The sequence below is a fragment of the Haloglomus halophilum genome, assembly GCF_024298885.1.
Classification (GTDB): domain Archaea; phylum Halobacteriota; class Halobacteria; order Halobacteriales; family Haloarculaceae; genus Haloglomus; species Haloglomus halophilum.
In genome coordinates, this window is record NZ_CP101166.1 from 1479989 (window position 1) to 1495675 (window position 15687).

Below are 15687 nucleotides of genomic sequence, written 5' to 3' on the forward strand. Positions count from 1 at the left end.
CCACCGGCTCACCCCACCACCCGCACCACCAGCGTCAGGTCACGGTGCCCACGTGGCGTCGTCACGGTCACGTCGAACGCCGCCGCCAGGACCACGGTCTCGCCGGCACGCTCCTGCACGACGACGCCACGGTCGCCACGGCAGGAGCCGAACGCGCGACCGCGGCCGCCGGGGCAGTTCGCGTCGGCCCACGCGTTCGCCGCCGAGCGGTTGTACCGAACGGCGTAGGCCACCCCTTCCGCGACCTGCGAGGCGTTGAGCGTGTCCAGCCGTGGAGCGAGCTCCGTGCGCACGGTGTCGACCGCGCGGCCGCGCTCCGGCCAGGCGTGCTCGCCCGTGGCATTCGCCCCGGCCTCGTGGACGGCACGCTCCAGGAACCGCCGCGCGTTCTCCCCGTGCCCGTCGTAGTCGGCGCTCGCGGCCACGTCCGGGTGATAGCCCAGCTGCAGGTACGCGACGACGACGGGCACGAGCGCGAGGGCGATGATGGCGGCCGCGGCGAGCACGAGCTGTCCGCGGTCCGGACCGTCCCCACCGGCCGGGAGCGCCTCAGGCATACCACACCTCCACGGTCACGGGCCCGTGCAGCGACGTGACGGTCGCACGCCCGACCGGGACACCGGCGGGGCGGCGGAACCCGACGGCGCCGTGTGGCGTCTCCACGCGATAGAGGAGGTTGTCCGGCAGGATGCGGTCGACGCGCCGGTCCAGGGCGCCGCGCTCGCGCTCGAAGGCGTCCGGCGACCGGGTCACCTCGGAGAGCCGGGTCGCACCCCGGTGGCGCGGGGGCTCGCCGGCCAGGACGGTAGCGGCGTCGTCGGCGTACGCCTCCAGCTGCGACGTCCGGGTGTCGGCGGCGGGAACGCCGGCGCCGAACGACACCGCGACGGCGAGGATGAACGTCACGCCGACGGCCGCCTCCACGACCGGGAGCGAGAGCTGCCCCCGCTCGTCGAGTGCCCGCCAGCGACGGCGAGTTCCACCGGAAGCGGAGGGGTCGCGCTCACGCATCGACGGTCACCGCCAGCGTGGCCTTGGTCGTCCGGGCGGGACGGTACGTGACGGCCACGTCGCCCTGTTCGACCGGGCGGTCGGCCGCGAACGCGAGCCGGAGCGTCTCGAACCGGGAGGTTCGGACCGTATACGCCCCCGCGAGCCCGCCGGGGTCGTGCAAGACCACCCGGTCGTTCGCACGGACGGTCGTGACGTTGGGCCCGGCGGCGATGTCGAGGGTCACGCTCGCGGTCCGGCGGGGGAGCGTGGTCGCGTTGTCCGCGAGCGGCGGCGTCCGCTCGACCCGCGGCTCGCGCCGCACGAGGACGACGCGGCGAACCGTGACGCCGCCGGTCGCGTCGCCCCGTCGGAGGACCGTCCGGTCGTCCAGCCGAACCCGGACCTCGTGGTCACCGACGACCGGGAACCGCCCATCGATATCGACGGCCCCGAGCGCCGAGGCGTTCACCACGTTCCCCCGCGCCGTGTGCGCGGCGTCGGCCGCGACAAGCCGTTCGGCGAGTGCGACCGCGACCCGGCGCTCCTCGGGCTGGCGGTCGGTTCCGGCGAAGGCCCCGTCGGCCAGCGTCAGCGCCACGCCGAGCGTCGAGACCAGCACCAGCAGCGCCACCGCCAGTGCGGGCAGGTTCATCTGCGCCCGGGCGTCCCGGCCTGTGTCGTCGGCACGGCGGGTCACGACGCATCACCCCGAACGAGCCGGACGACGAACCCGCCGGGAGCCCGGTCGACGCTGACGACCGCCGGCTGGCGACTCGACCACGACCCCTCGACGCGGACGACGTGGGCCGGGAGCGCGAGCCGACTCCGCGCGACGAGCGCGTCGTCGGGGTGGTCGAGAACGAGCGCCCGGCCGTCGGTCCGGACCCGGTATCCCTGCCCGGCGATGGTCCGCGGGAGGTCGACCCGGCTCCGGGCCGTCGCGTGTCGTGTCGCCGGCGGGACGGCCTGCTGGACCCGTTCGGCGGCGCCCGCGAGCGTCCGGTCCGCGACCCGCTGGCCGGCGACCCGCTCGTACCCCGGAACGACGGCCGTCGAGAGCGCGGTCGTGACGAGGACGACGAACAGGACCACGAGTCCCGCCTCGAGGGCCTTCCCGACGACCGGCGCGACGGCGCGGTCCGCTCGACCGGCGGGCGTTCGGAGCGACGACGGGACGGTCACGAGTCCACACCCCGCTCGTCGTCGCGGTCGCCCGGCGGAACGTCGTCGGGAATCGGCGGCTGGATGGGGAGGGGCCCGTCGTCCTGGTCGCGCTCGCCGTCGCCGTCGTACGGGTCGTGTTCGCCATCGTCGTCGGTGCCGTCGTCAGTGCCGTCGTCAGTTCCGTCGCCCGGTGACGTCCCGGTCGCCGTCGACGAGTCCGCACCGCCCACCGAGAGGTTCAGGTCGTGGACCACGAGGTAGGCGCGCCGCTGACCGGGGTAGGTCGCGACGACGCTCGGGACGCCGTCGCCGTCGATGTCGCGCTGGTCCACCGAGGCGCCCTGCTCGCGGAAATACGGCGCCAGCGCGCCCGGCGTCCGGGTCTCGACCGCGACGCGGAACCGCGAGACGCCGAGGTCGGTGCGCTCGTGGCTGACGTTCGTCCGGAGCGGGACCGTCGTCCCACCGCCGGCGGTGACGGTCCGGCCGGCGTCGGTCCCGAGCCGTGGAGCGCCGACGACGAGGACCCCACCGTCGCCGCGCGAGGCGGTCACCGGCGGTGGGTCGTGGAGCTCGGCCTGTCCGGGCGTGCCCCGGATCACGGCCCCCGCGACGGAGGCGACCCGGCCACCCGTGCCGGTCCAGACGAGGGCGCCCGCGTGGAGGCGGTGGACCGTCCGCGTCCCGTTGAGCACCCGGATATCGCGCTCGACGGTCCGGATGCGGCCACCGGTGAACGCGAGCGGCTCGCGAGCGCGGCCGGTCCGCTCGACCGGTTCGAGCGCCATCGTCATCCCGTCGGCGACGCGGGCCGCGTCGGCGCTGGCGGCGTTCTGCTCGACCACGGTCCCGATGCCGGCGGTGAGCGCGCCCAGCGAGACGACCGTCAGTCCGAGCAGGACCGCGACGCCGACGACCTGCGCGGCGGCGCGGTCGTCGTGGCCGGATTCGGCCCGGCAGCCGTCGGGCCACCCACCCCCGGGACCGAGTGCCCGCACTCAGACCACCCCCGCCGCCGCGAAGGCGACGTGACAGACGAGGGCGAGCGAGGCGGAGTGGAGCAGGGCCTCGTACCGGTCCCGGGCGGCGGTCCCGGCGAACCAGCCGCAGGCGAGCATCGTCGCCTGCGCGACCCAGTAGAAGCGCCGGCCGTCGCGGGCCCGGTCGACGGCATCCGGGTCGAGCGCGGTCGCGGCAGCGCTCCCCCCGGCGTCCTGTACCGCCGAGAGCTGCGCGAACCCGTCGAGAACGTGGCCGTGGACCGCGAGGACGATGCCGACGACGAGCAACGCGGTCGTCCAGCCGACGGCGACGTACACCATCATCGACGAACGGAGCGCCTTCCGTTCGTGCCGGAGCCGACCGACCTCCGTCTGGAGCGTCTCGAACGCCGCCTCCGGATCGCCGCCGAGTTCCAGCGCACCGGTCACGAGGCCGATGGTCTGCTCGGCCAGCGGCGTCCCGACGCTGTCGACGAAGGCGTCGAGTGCGGCCGTTCGGCTGTCGGCCGCCGCCTCGCGCTCGGCCGACTCGCCCCGGACGGGTGCCTCGGCCAGGTCGAGCCGGTAGGCGAGGTCGTCGACATCGTCGCTCAGCGCACCCAGGTCGGTCTCCCGGGCGACCGCCGCGACCGCGTCGGCGAACGGCCGGCCCAGCGTGACCCGGCCGGCGACCGCGTGGACGAAGTCCTGTATCTCGCGGTCCTTCGCGTCGTCCAGCCGGGCCCGCCGGACCGCCACCAGCCCCACGGGGAGCCCGTACGCGACGTACCCGAGGAGGCACGCCCGCGGGATGGGATAGCCGAGCGACAGGGCCGCGCCGAGGACGGCGACGGCTGGCGCGAGGAACACGGCCGCCGCGCTCGCCGGCGTGCGAAGCGCCGTCAGGAGCGTCCCCAGTCCACCCGGGCGCTCGTGGCTCGGCGGCGCCGCGCTGGGTGGCTGGAGCGACGCGACGAGCATCGTCGCGCCCGCACCGACGAGGAGGACGAACCCGGCGCTCCCGTAGGCCAGCAGCGCCCGGGGCGTGGTGGTGCCGAGCGGGGTCGCCATCGGCGCCGAGAGTCCCGGCGCCAGCACCGCCAGCACGGTGACGACGACCACGAGCAGCGCCGGCAGCACGAGCAGGACCACGAACAGCTCGGCGACGAGTTCGAGGAAGTCCTCGGCGCGCTGCCGGGCGCGGGCCTGCTGGTGGCTCAGCATCCGCGACTCCATCTCGAGGTACTGCGAGAGCGCGTCGGCGCCCTGGTCGGCGTGCTCGCGGAACTTGAGCAGGAACGGCGCCAGCGTCTCCCGGGAGGGCGTGTCCCGGGCGACCCGGCGGAGTCCCTCGTCGAGACTCCCCGTCAGGGCCGCGCGGTTGAGGACGCGCCGGAACGCGGCGCTCGTCTCGCCGTACGCGTCGGCCTCGGCCACCTGCCGGAGCAGCGTCCGCCCGTCGTCGCTCCCCGTGGCCAGCGCCCGGAGGTACCGAACCGCGCCGGGAAGGGTGCGTTCGATGGCCGCCTGCCGCGCGCTCGCGACCCACCGCAGGTAGGTCCCCGCCAGATGGACGGTCCCGCGTTTGGCGAGCGCGCCCGCGAGCAGTCCCAGCACGAGCGCGACGGCCGTGCGCGGCAGGTCGGGCATCGAGAGCCGCTCGACCAGCGGCAGTCCCTCGTGGGCGACCGACGCGGCCGCGGCCAGCAGGTCGGCGGGGACCGCGAGCCCGCCCACCGCCACCAGCGCTCCGACCCACAGCCCGACGAGCCACGACAGCGCGTACACCCGTGCGAGGTAGCGGTCGAAGCCGACGCGGAGGTCGGCGGCGCGGTAGCGCTTCCGGTCGCGGTCGTGCCGCGACCGGTCGGCACGGCCGGCGAACAGCGCGTACACGCCGCGGTCGAGCGCCTCGACCACGGCGAACGGTCCCGTCCCGTTCCCGCGACTGGCACCGTCGTCAGTCCGGGTCGCCATCGGTCACCCCCACATCCGTCTCCCCGTTCGGGTCCGTGGGTGTCGCTCCCTGCGACAGCATGGGGCGCTTTTGGCGAGGTATCCGCCTTAAATTTTCACGATTTAGACGATAATTCGCACCGCAGATAGATGGCAATATTCGACACCGACCTGTTGTCCGGGTCCCGTGAGAGAAGCACGTCAGCGGCGATATGGAGGGGATAACCGTGATGTACGGGTCGTTCGCTCGACCGGGACCGTGAGCGCTCCACGCTGAACCGGCGTCGAGCGGCGGCGAACCCTGCTCGGGTAGCCGTCGCCCGACGACCCAGGGATCGATATACCGCATTTACTCCGCAGAAACTCACAGTTATCGACCGATTATCGGGGATATCTCCGCCTTCGTACGTCCGCTGATCGGCCGGTGTCCGGCGGGGTGACGTCCAGCCCCGGCCAGGTGTCGTCCGAGGAGTCGACAGCGGACGGGCGGCTCCGGTAGCCGTGAGAGCGCGGGTGTCATCCACACCCACATCGTTCAGAGATAATGAATATAGCGCAGATTTCGTCAAATAAACACGCACAGAGCTTAACGGACTTAAGATAGAAGGCTATATACGGCACCACTGTTATCCGTCACCCATGAGAGAAAAGCTGTCGCACGACGTAGACAGGCGTTCGTTCCTGAAACACACCGCCGGTGCGGCCGGGGCCGCTGGACTCACAGCTATCGCCGGCTGTTTCGGTGACACCGGCGACGGTGGCGATGGGGGCGGCGGCGACGGTGGCGATGGCGGCAGTGCCCCGGGCGCCGACGGCGAGATGGTCATGAAGACGGCCTCCGAGACGACGGCGGCCTACTCGATGAGCCAGGTCATCGCCTCGGCCGTCAGTCAGAACTCCGACGAGGTGACGGTCAACGCCCGGCCGAGTCAGGGGACCAACCGGAACGTCGCGGAGGTCACCCAGGGGAAGACCGAGATCGCCTACGTCCAGAACTGGACGGCCAACAAGATCCGCGAGGGCGAGGACCCGTTCGGCGACCTCGACTACCAGCCGTACCAGGTGTTCCACCTGTACGACCTGGCGTGGTTCATGGCGTCGGCCAACGACGGCTGGACGAGCGTGAGCGACATCGGCGCCGACAGTGCCGTCTCCCCGACCCCGCGCGGCTCGGGGACGGCGGAGATGCTCGAGTACGCGCTCGGGTTCGCCGTCGACGACTACGAGCGGACCAGTATCGGCTACAGCGACCAGGCCAGCGCGATGAGCGAGGGACGCCTGGACGCCGGCGCGGGGACCTACGTCAACCTCTCCATCGAGCCGGGCTGGCTCCAGCAGATGAAGAGCACGGTCGACCTGCGGGTGCTCGACTTCCCCGACGAGGTCGTCAGCGAGCTGGAGGACGACCCGGCCATCGTCGTCTCCGACATCGACATGAGTGACTTCGAGGACTACGGCTACACGCCGGACACCCTCAGCACGCCGACGCTGGCGTACAACTTCATCGTCCGCGAGGACCACGACTACGACACCCTCTACAACTTCCTGACGACACTGTGGGAGCAGCGCGAGGGGCTCCAGGAGGAGACGGGGCTGCTGGCGCCGCTGGCGGAGGGTGACGCCTGGGTGAAGAACGCCTACTCCGACTTCCCCTTCCACCCCGCAGCCGCCGACTTCTACGAGGAGCAGGGTCTCTGGTCCGACGAGTTCGTCCGCGGAGAGGAGTAACGCGGACCCGCACGTTCGCCCATGCCCGAGACCACCGACACCCAGTCGACGTCGCCGTCCGCACTCCTCGCGGAGTTCAGGGACCGCTCGCCCCAGGAGCGGGTGCTACTGCCGCTCGTATCGCTCCTCGCGGTTGCACTGACCGCCTACACCATCTACTTCGCGTGGGACCGGCCGTTCACGCAGATCATCCACGGCATCGTCTTCATGCATATCGGCCTCGCGCTGTACTATCTGGAGCTGGCCTACCGGCGGGTCGCCGAGGGCGGGTCCATCGTGGAGGGGCCGGTCGTCGGGCGCCTGGGCGAACGGGTCCAGCGTCTGTACGGCGCCGTCGACACGGTCGTCTGTCTGGTGCTGGCCGTCGTCGCGGCGTACTCGGGCTACTTCTTCGTCACGCAGTACGACCGGCTCACCGGCGACGCCATCCTGCTGGGCTACGCGAACTTCGACCTCTACATGGGGCTGGTCGTCGTCGGCCTCGCCATCGACGCGACGCGGCGGGCGTACGGCTGGTCCATCGCGCTCGTCGCGCTGACGGCCATCGGCTACGCGCTGTACGGCTCGGTGTTCCCGGGCTTCCTGCAGCACACCGGCCTCGCCACCACCGACGTCGCACTCTACGGCGCCACCCAGATCGAGCGCTCGGGCGCGTACGGCTTCATCACCCAGGCCGGCGCGAAGTACGTCGCCATCTTCATCATGTTCGCCGGGCTCGCACGGGCCTACGGCATCCTCGACATCGTGCTGGACCTGAGCGAGAAGCTGGGCAAGCGCCTCCGCAGCGGCATCGTCCACGTCGCCGTCATCTCCTCGATGGCGATGGGCTCCATCACCGGGAGCGCGGCCGCCAACGCCGCGACCACGGGCAGCTTCACCATCCCGATGATGCAGCGCCAGGGCGTCCGCGAGGACTTCACCGCCGCCATCGAGAGTGTCGCCTCCAGCGGCGGCCAGATCATGCCGCCGGTCATGGGCGTCGCGGCCTTCCTGATGGCCGACTTCATCGGGGTGCCGTACGTCCGCATCATCCAGGCCGGCTTCCTGCCGGCGCTGCTGTTCTACTTCAGCGTCGGCGTCGCCGTCCAGTTCGTCGTCCTCAAGCACGGCTGGACGAGCGAGCGCGGCGAGGACACGGCCGGGATGGCCGGTATCCTGTTCAGCCGGAGTGCGCTCTCGAAGGTCGGGTACATGGCGCTGGCCATCGGCAGCTTCCTGGCCGCGCGGCAGGGGATCGGCCTCTCGCTGCTCGTCTCCGGCGCGGTGGCGCTCGCCGCGCTGCTGGTCGTGCGGTACGTCCAGGGCGTGGTCGAGACCTCCGCCCGGGAGGGGGCCCTCGAACTCGGGAAGGCCATCCAGTGGTTCTTCCACGGGACCTACTTCCTCATCCCGATGGCCGTCCTCGTCTACGCCCTCGCGGTCATGCAGCTGTCGGCGCTCCCGACGGGGCTCTACACGGTACTGACGCTCATCGCCGTGATGTACGTCCGCGACCTGACGCTGGTGGTGCTCTCGTGGACCTCGGTCGGCGAGGATATCGACCGGGACTGGGTCGCCGAACGCGACGGCGCCAGTCAGGTCGGCGCGACCGTCGTCGGCACGACGGTGAAGACGCTGCGTGGCTTCCGGAAGGGTGCGCTCGACATGGCGCCGCTGGTCGGCGTGCTGGCCGCGATGGGCGTCATCATCAAGATGCTGACCCAGACCGGCCTCTCCGGGAAGATCAGCCTCCGGATGGTCGCGCTGGCGGGCGGCGTGTTGCTCGTCGCCCTGCTGCTGGCGATGATCACGAGCATCCTGTTCGGGCTGGGGATGCCGACACCGGCCGCGTACGTGCTCGTGGCGGCGCTGCTGACGAGCCCGCTGATGGAGCTGGGCGTCCCGCAGATCACGGCCCACCTGTTCGTGTTCTACTTCGCGATGCTGTCGGCCATCACGCCACCCGTCGCGGTCGGCGTGGCCGTGGCCTCACGCATCGCGGATGCGGGCTTCCTCATCTCGGCGAAGCAGGCGCTCCGCATCGGCGCGGCCGGCTTCCTCATCCCGTTCGCGCTGGTCGCCAACAACAGCCTCGTCACGTGGACGCTCACGGGGACGCCGGTCGCCGCGGCCTGTGTGCTCGTCGGCGTCGTCGCGCTGACGGCCGTCACCATCGGCTACGACGGGCGTCACGTACTCGGGCTCCCGCACCGCGCGGTCTACCTCCTGCTCTCGCTGGGCGCGCTGTTCGCCCCGGCACTCGGCGGGAGCATCGGCGGGAGCAGTGCCATGGTCCTCCAGCTCGCCACGGCGGCCCTCGCACTCGCCGGGCTGGGGCTGGCCCAGCTGGACCGGCTCCCGACGGCCGTCACACCCGTCGGCGAGTGACCGCTGCCCGGTTCCACCACTCAATGCCACGCCACACGCCGTCGCTTCGACACGCCGCCCGCGACTCGCCCGCCAGAACTGGATCCACACGCTCGAGAACCACGACCGGAGGGGACGGTCCGTGGTAGCCGACTACACCGGCGCCGACCTGTTCGTCGACGCGCTCGAACAGTACGGCGTCGAGCACGTCTTCGGCAACCCCGGGACGACCGAGCTGCCCGTGATGGACGCGCTCTCCCGGAGCGAGCTGGAGTACGTCCTCGGCCTGCACGAGGACATCGCCGTCGGGATGGCCGCTGGCTACGCGAGCACGCGGCGCTACCACAGCCACCACGACGACTCGGTCATGCCGGCTGGCGTCGTCAACCTCCACATCACGCCGGGACTCGCCCACGGGCTCGGCAACACGTACGGCGCCGAGTTCGCGGGCGCACCGCTGGTCATCACGGCCGGCAACCACGAGCGGGACTTCCGCCACGAGGAGCCGCTCCTGCACGGTGACCTGCTGGAACTGGTCGACCAGTTCACGAAGTGGTCCGACGAGGTGCTGTCCGTCGACGCGCTGCCGACGATGCTGCGCCGGGCGTTCCGCGTCGCGCTGACGCCGCCGACGGGACCCGTCTTCCTCGGCCTCCCGGTCGACGTGATGCAGGAGGTGACCGCCCCGGATGCCATCGAGCCGCTCGGGCCGGTCCCGAACGGCGGGGGCGGCGACCCCACGCAGCTCGACCGGGCCGCCGACCTCCTCGCGGCGGCCGACGAGCCGGTCCTCGTGGTGGGCGACGGCATCGCCCGCTCGGGGACCGACGCGGTCGAGGCAGCGGTCGCCTTCGCGGAGGCCGCCGGCGCGCGTGTCCACGCGGAGATCCTGGGCTGCGAGGTGAACTTCCCGACCGAGCACCCGCAGTGGGTGTCGCACCTCCCGCCGAGCGAGAGCCTGGTCCGGGAGGCGATGGACACCGACACGGTCGTCTTCGCCGGCTGCTCGACGCACACGACCGTATCCAGCCACGAGGGGGACCTCGTCGACGCCGACACGACCTGCATCCACCTCTCGGACGACGCGTGGGAACTCGGCAAGAACCAGCCGGCCGACGCCGCCGTCGTCGGCGACCCCGGCCTCGTGCTGGAGGGGCTGGCCGACCGCCTCGACGACCGGCTCGACGCGGCGACCCGACAGGAGCGGCTCGCGGCCGTCCAGGCGTTCGAGGACTCGTTCGGCGCCCGGCTGTGGGCCACGAGCGAGGACGAGACGCCCGCGGGCGACACGCGGGCCTCGAAGGCCGACCTGGTCGACACCATCGGGTCGGTCGCGCCGGACGCGTTCATCGTCGACGAGGGTATCACCTCGAAGTACCCGCTGCTCATCCGCTCGTCGCTGGCGCCCGAGGGCCTGCTCTCGAACAAGGGCGGCGGCCTCGGCTACGGGCTCCCGGCCTCGGTCGGCGCCGCACTGGCCGAGTCACTGCACGAGGACCCCCGCGACGTGCTCGGGTTCATCGGCGACGGGTCGTATCTGTACTACCCGCAGGCGGTCTACTCGGCCGCACGCTACGACCTCGACCTGACGGTCGTGGTCGCGGACAACCGCAACTACCGCATCCTCAAGGACAACACGCAGGCGCTGTTCGGCGGCACGGACGCCGACCACGACTACGTGGGGATGGACTTCGAGCCGCCGGTCGACCTCGTGGCGAGTGCCGAGAGCCACGGCGCAACTGCCGAGCGGGCCGAGACGCCGGACGACATCGCGCCCGCGCTCGAACGGGCCCTCGACGCCGACGGGCCGAGCGTGGTGGACGTGCTCGTCCACGACTGACCCCGTATCGACCGCCAACCACACGACACACCACACCAACCAATGACGAACCTCGTCAGCGAAGTCAGAGACACAGTCGAATCGACGCCCGACGCCACCGCCATCGCGTACCACGATACCGAGCAGTCCTACGCCGAGTTCTGGGAGCGGACCGGCCAGTTCGCCGCCGCACTCGACGAGCGCGGCGTCGGCGCGGACGACCGCGTCGGTATCTACCTCCCGAACCTCCCGCAGTTCGTGACGGCGTTCTACGGGACGCTCCGGGCCGGCGCCATCGTCGTCCCGATGAACCCGCAGTACAAGGCCCGCGAGATCAGCCACCTGCTGGCCGACAGCGGGGCGAAGGCGGTCGTCACGCTCGCCGAGAACGCCGACGCCGTCGCCGCAGTGCAGGACGACACGGACGTCGAGACGGTCATCAGCGTCGGGGACGACGCGGACGATGCGGGCGCGGCGACGGCTGACGCTGCCGGCTTCGAGTCGTTCCTGGCCGCCGACACCCTGCCGGTCGTCGAGCGCGGCGACGACGACATCGCGGTCCAGCCGTACACCTCGGGGACGACCGGGCAGCCGAAGGGTGTGCTCCTGAGCCACGACAACCTCGCGTCGAACTCGATGGCGAACGCGACGGTGATGGATCCGAGCCTCGGCCCCGACGACGAACTCGTGGGGACGCTGCCGCTGTTCCACATCTACGGCATGTCCGGCGTGATGAACGCCGCCATGTTCCAGGGCGCGACCTACGTGCCGGTCACGGAGTGGGACCCGCAGGTGGTGTTCGACCTCATCGAGGATCGTGGCATCACGGTCATGTTCGGCGTCCCGGCGATGTTCAACGACATGATCAACCAGCCCGACGCCGCCGACCGGGACCTCTCCTCGCTCCGGTTCGTCAACTCCGGCGGCTCCAGCCTCCCGATGGAGGTGCTAGAGACGTTCGAGGAGCTGTTCGGCGTCGACCTCTACGAGGGGTACGGCCTGACCGAGACCTCGCCGGTCACGCACGCGAACCGGCCGGGCGCCCGGCGGAAGGGCAGTATCGGCCAGCCCATCGACGCCGTCGACGCGAAGATCGTCGACCAGCACTTCGATGAGATGCCCCGCGTCGAGCGCGGCCCGGTCGACGAGGACGAGGCCGACCTCGACGCGGTCGTCGGGGAGCTCGTCGTCGCCGGCCCGAACGTGATGCAGGGCTACTACGGCCTCCCCGAGGCGAACGCGGCCGCATTCACCGAGGCCGACGGCAAGCGGTGGTTCCACACCGGCGATCTCGGCTACTGGGACGAGGACGACTTCTTCTACGTCGTCGACCGGAAGAAGCACATGATCGTCACCGGCGGCTACAACGTCTACCCCCGCGAGGTCGAGGAACTCCTCTACGAACACGAGGCCATCGCCGACGCCGCGGTCGTCGGCGTCGACGACGAGCGCCGCGGGCAGACCATCAAAGCGCTCATCGTGCCCGCCGCGGGCTACGAGCCGGGCGTCGACGTGACCGCCGAGGAGATCAAGCAGTACTGCCTCGACGCGCTCGCGGAGTACAAGCACCCGCGCATCGTCGAGTTCCGCGAGGAACTGCCCCGGACCGAGACCGGAAAGGTCCAGAAGTACGAACTCCGGAGCGACGACTGAGGCCCCCCCGGACGGAACTGTCGGCCGCTGCTCTGGACGCCGAGTAGTGGCGAACCGGATAGTGGGAACCGTTATCGCCCCCGTTTCCATACGCTGAACCGGATGTCGTTCACGACCCCGGAGCGAGGAGTACTCGCCGGTGTGCTCGTCCTCGTCGTCACCGGTTCCGGCCTTATCGTGGCCCCGGTGGGGCCGGCCGAGCCACCCATGCGTTCGACCTCGATTGCGGATTGTGAACTGGTCCAGCTCGCGGTGTACGAGTTGGACGGCGAGCCCACCGACGAGCGAGAGCGGAGCCGGTACCGCTCACTCAACGGTACCCAACAGACCGTCTTCGAGGAGGGGCGTGCCGCCAACGGGTCGTTCGTCCGGTTCCAGGACCGAGACCGGATGGCCGCGGCGGACACGCTCCCCCCGTACGTCGTGTTCGACGGCCGGAACTACCGAGCCCACAGCATCCGTGGGAACTGCGTCGAACGCCCGTGGTACGGTGACCGCAGCAGCGCACTGGGATATCTGCTGGTCGGGCTCGGACTACTGCTCGGAGGGGTGTTCTCCTGGCGCCGTATCGCCGACTGACAGCGCCGGAACCGTCGTCCCAGCAGATTACCGCGGCCGCTTCCGCTGAACGATTCGCTCGGGGGGCGGCGCCGGTCAGGGAACGACGAACTCCAGCGCGATACCCTGTCCGTAGCCGATACACATCGTCGAGAGCCCGCGACCGCCACCACGTCGGCCCAGCTCGTGAATCAACGTCGTCGGGAGCCGGGCACCACTGGCCCCGAGCGGGTGACCGATGGCGATGGCGCCGCCGTTGACGTTGAACCGCTCGTCCTCGATGCCGAGTTCGCGCTGGCAGTACAGCGTCTGGCTCGCGAACGCCTCGTTCAGCTCGACGAGGTCGTAGTCCTCGATGGCCGTCCCGGCGCGCTCGATGAGCCCGCGGACGGCGGGCACCGGGCCGATACCCATGATCTCGGGGTCGACGCCGGCCACGTTGTGCCCGCCGACCTCGGCGAGCACCGGGAGGTCGTGCTCGTCGGCGAAGGCCCGCGAGGCGAGGATGACGCCGGCGGCCCCGTCGGAGATCTGCGAGGCGTTGCCGGGCGTGACGGTCCCGTCCTCCCTGAAGACGGTCGGCAGGTCCGCGAGTTTCTCGGCCGTCGTGCCCGGTCGGAGCCCCTCGTCCTCGGTGACGACGCCGTCGTCCGTCTCGATGGGAACGATCTCCTCCTCGAACCGGCCGGCCTCGGTCGCCGCGACGGCCCGCTGCTGTGACCGGGCGGCGTACGAGTCCTGGGCCTCGCGGGGGACATCGAACCGCTCGGCGACGGCCTCGGCGGTCTGCCCCATCGCGAGCGCGTCGGTGTCGTACCGCTCGCGGATGCCGGGATAGGAGTCGATTCCGTGGTCGCGCTCGACGCGGGACATGTTCTCCACGCCGCCGGCGATGATCACGTCGCGCTGACCCGCCCGGATGTGGTCCGCAGCGGCGGCGATGGCCTGTGCGGAGGAGCCACAGAGCCGGTCGATGGTCGTTCCCGGGACCTCCTCCCCCAGGTCCGAGAGCAGCGTGATGACGCGGGCGATGTTGTTCCCCTGCTCCTTGACCTGCTTCGCACAGCCCCACTGGAGGTCGTCGACGTGCTCGCCGGTCAGGCCCGTCTCGGCCAGCAGTTCGTTCACGACGGCGACCGAGAGCTCCTCGCTCCGGGTGTCGGCGTAGACGCCCCCCTGTTTCCCCTGCGGCGTGCGCCGCGCGGCGACGACGACCGGGTCGGTGTCGGATGGATTGGTACTCATGGATGGTTCACTCGAAGGCGGGGATGCCGGTCAGGTCGTGACCCAGAATCAGCGAGTGGATGTCGTGGGTCCCCTCGTACGTGTAGACCGTCTCGAGGTTCGCCATGTGCCGCATCGGCGAGTAATCCGCCGTGATGCCGTTCCCGCCCAGCATCTCACGGGCGATGCGTGACTGGTCCCGCGCCATCCGCACGTTGTTGCGCTTGGCCATCGACACCTGCTCGGGCCGCATCTCCCCGCGCTCTTTCAGTTCGGTGAGCCGGGTGGCCAGCAGCTGGGCGGTCGTGATCTGCGTGGCCATCTCGGCCAGCTTCTCCTGCTGGAGCTGGAAACTCCCGATGGGCTTGCCGAACTGCTCGCGGTCCGTCGCGTACTGCCGGGCCGTCTCGAAACAGTCCATCGCCGCGCCGATGGCGCCCCACGCGATACCGAACCGGGCCTGTGTGAGACACGACAGCGGCCCCTTCATCCCCTCGACGCCCGGCAGCACGTTCGCCTCCGGAACGTAGACGTTCGACAGTTCGATCTGTCCCGTGATGGACGCCCGCAGCGACAGCTTCTCGTCGATCTTCGGCGTCTCCACCCCGTCGCGATCCGTCTCCACCAGGAAGCCACGAACCGGGTCGTCCGGTGACGAGCGGTCCTTCGCCCACACCAGTGCCACATCCGCCAGCGGCGAGTTCGTGATCCACGTTTTGGTCCCGTTCAGCACGTAGCCGTCATCTTCTGCCTCCGCGTACGTCTCCATCCGGGAGGGGTTCGACCCGTGATTGGGCTCGGTCAGGCCGAAACAGCCGATCTTCTCACCGCGGCCCATCGCCTCGAGCCACTCGTCCTTCTGCGCCTCGCTCCCGTACGCGTGGATCGGGTACATGACGAGAGAGCCCTGAACAGAGGCCATCGACCGGAGACCACTGTCCCCGGCTTCCAGCTCCTGCATCAGGATGCCGTACGCCGTCTCACTGAGGTCCGGCAGCCCGTACCCCGACAGGTTCGGCCCGTAGAATCCCAGCTCCCCCATCTCCTCGATGAGATCCATCGGGAACGTCCCCTCGATCCAGTGGTCCGCGACGACGGGTTTGACCTTGTCCTCCACGAAATCGCGTGCCGTGTCCCGAACCATCCGCTCCTCCTCCGTCAGGTCGCTCGACAGATCGACGTAGTCTATCATACAATGTAAACCCGCTCGCGTGGCATCAAAGGTTTGGTTCGTTCGCTGGTGGCGGCGAACGCTCCGGGCGCAGA

13 protein-coding genes are annotated in these 15687 nt (G+C 70.7%); 5 read left to right on the top strand and 8 right to left on the bottom strand.

Annotated elements, in window-relative coordinates:
• Positions 1 to 8 precede the first annotated feature (8 nt).
• Genes NL114_RS07280 through NL114_RS07305 form a run of 6 tightly spaced genes read right to left on the bottom strand, consistent with a single transcriptional unit; the run spans position 9 to position 5114 of the window.
• On the bottom strand, positions 9 to 557 hold the full coding sequence (locus NL114_RS07280) for a DUF7261 family protein (RefSeq protein WP_254824126.1): 549 nt from the start codon (positions 555 to 557) through the stop codon (positions 9 to 11).
• Positions 550 to 1011: a DUF7262 family protein gene (locus tag NL114_RS07285; protein ID WP_254824127.1), complete on the bottom strand. Its 462-nt coding sequence runs from the start codon at positions 1009 to 1011 to the stop codon at positions 550 to 552. The genes NL114_RS07280 and NL114_RS07285 overlap by 8 nt, the downstream gene beginning before the upstream one ends.
• Positions 1004 to 1690, bottom strand: a complete 687-nt coding sequence (locus tag NL114_RS07290; protein WP_254824128.1) for a DUF7263 family protein — start codon at positions 1688 to 1690, stop codon at positions 1004 to 1006. The genes NL114_RS07285 and NL114_RS07290 overlap by 8 nt, the downstream gene beginning before the upstream one ends.
• Positions 1687 to 2175: a DUF7266 family protein gene (locus NL114_RS07295; protein WP_254824129.1), complete on the bottom strand. Its 489-nt coding sequence runs from the start codon at positions 2173 to 2175 to the stop codon at positions 1687 to 1689. The genes NL114_RS07290 and NL114_RS07295 overlap by 4 nt, the downstream gene beginning before the upstream one ends.
• Positions 2172 to 3155, bottom strand: a complete 984-nt coding sequence (locus tag NL114_RS07300) for a DUF7289 family protein (RefSeq protein ID WP_254824130.1) — start codon at positions 3153 to 3155, stop codon at positions 2172 to 2174. The genes NL114_RS07295 and NL114_RS07300 overlap by 4 nt, the downstream gene beginning before the upstream one ends.
• Entirely contained in the window at positions 3156 to 5114 is a 1959-nt protein-coding gene (locus NL114_RS07305; RefSeq protein ID WP_254824131.1) for a type II secretion system F family protein, read from the bottom strand.
• 618 nt (positions 5115 to 5732) lie between these two features.
• On the opposite strand from NL114_RS07305, the gene NL114_RS07310 reads away from it, so the two are divergent.
• The 5 genes from NL114_RS07310 to NL114_RS07330 all read left to right on the top strand — a co-directional run bounded on the left by NL114_RS07310 (position 5733) and on the right by NL114_RS07330 (position 13218).
• A complete protein-coding gene (locus NL114_RS07310; RefSeq protein ID WP_254824132.1) occupies positions 5733 to 6821 on the top strand; it encodes a TAXI family TRAP transporter solute-binding subunit in 1089 nt (362 codons plus the stop codon).
• A 21-nt stretch (positions 6822 to 6842) separates the two neighbouring features.
• Positions 6843 to 9188, top strand: a complete 2346-nt coding sequence (locus tag NL114_RS07315; protein WP_254824133.1) for a TRAP transporter permease — start codon at positions 6843 to 6845, stop codon at positions 9186 to 9188.
• Positions 9189 to 9309: 121 nt separating this feature from the next.
• Entirely contained in the window at positions 9310 to 11007 is a 1698-nt protein-coding gene (locus NL114_RS07320; RefSeq protein WP_254824134.1) for a thiamine pyrophosphate-binding protein, read from the top strand.
• A 42-nt stretch (positions 11008 to 11049) separates the two neighbouring features.
• Positions 11050 to 12639: a long-chain-fatty-acid--CoA ligase gene (locus tag NL114_RS07325; protein WP_254824135.1), complete on the top strand. Its 1590-nt coding sequence runs from the start codon at positions 11050 to 11052 to the stop codon at positions 12637 to 12639.
• Between the two features lie 102 nt (positions 12640 to 12741).
• Positions 12742 to 13218: a hypothetical protein gene (locus tag NL114_RS07330; RefSeq protein ID WP_254824136.1), complete on the top strand. Its 477-nt coding sequence runs from the start codon at positions 12742 to 12744 to the stop codon at positions 13216 to 13218.
• A 75-nt stretch (positions 13219 to 13293) separates the two neighbouring features.
• On the opposite strand, the gene NL114_RS07335 is transcribed toward NL114_RS07330, so the two are convergent.
• On the bottom strand, positions 13294 to 14442 hold the full coding sequence (locus NL114_RS07335; protein WP_254824137.1) for a thiolase family protein: 1149 nt from the start codon (positions 14440 to 14442) through the stop codon (positions 13294 to 13296).
• Positions 14443 to 14449: 7 nt separating this feature from the next.
• A complete protein-coding gene (locus tag NL114_RS07340; protein ID WP_254824138.1) occupies positions 14450 to 15613 on the bottom strand; it encodes an acyl-CoA dehydrogenase family protein in 1164 nt (387 codons plus the stop codon).
• Positions 15614 to 15687: the final 74 nt, after the last annotated feature.

What these genes read in the sequence shown, in the direction of transcription:
- NL114_RS07330 (WP_254824136.1), top strand. Translation starts at nt 12,742, where the DNA reads ATGTCGTTCACGACCCCGGAGCGAGGAGTACTCGCCGGTGTGCTCGTC.
- NL114_RS07280 (WP_254824126.1), bottom strand. Translation starts at nt 557, where the DNA reads ATGCCTGAGGCGCTCCCGGCCGGTGGGGACGGTCCGGACCGCGGACAG.
- NL114_RS07285 (WP_254824127.1), bottom strand. Translation starts at nt 1,011, where the DNA reads ATGCGTGAGCGCGACCCCTCCGCTTCCGGTGGAACTCGCCGTCGCTGG.
- NL114_RS07315 (WP_254824133.1), top strand. Translation starts at nt 6,843, where the DNA reads ATGCCCGAGACCACCGACACCCAGTCGACGTCGCCGTCCGCACTCCTC.
- NL114_RS07305 (WP_254824131.1), bottom strand. Translation starts at nt 5,114, where the DNA reads ATGGCGACCCGGACTGACGACGGTGCCAGTCGCGGGAACGGGACGGGA.
- NL114_RS07335 (WP_254824137.1), bottom strand. Translation starts at nt 14,442, where the DNA reads ATGAGTACCAATCCATCCGACACCGACCCGGTCGTCGTCGCCGCGCGG.
- NL114_RS07310 (WP_254824132.1), top strand. Translation starts at nt 5,733, where the DNA reads ATGAGAGAAAAGCTGTCGCACGACGTAGACAGGCGTTCGTTCCTGAAA.
- NL114_RS07340 (WP_254824138.1), bottom strand. Translation starts at nt 15,613, where the DNA reads ATGATAGACTACGTCGATCTGTCGAGCGACCTGACGGAGGAGGAGCGG.
- NL114_RS07325 (WP_254824135.1), top strand. Translation starts at nt 11,050, where the DNA reads ATGACGAACCTCGTCAGCGAAGTCAGAGACACAGTCGAATCGACGCCC.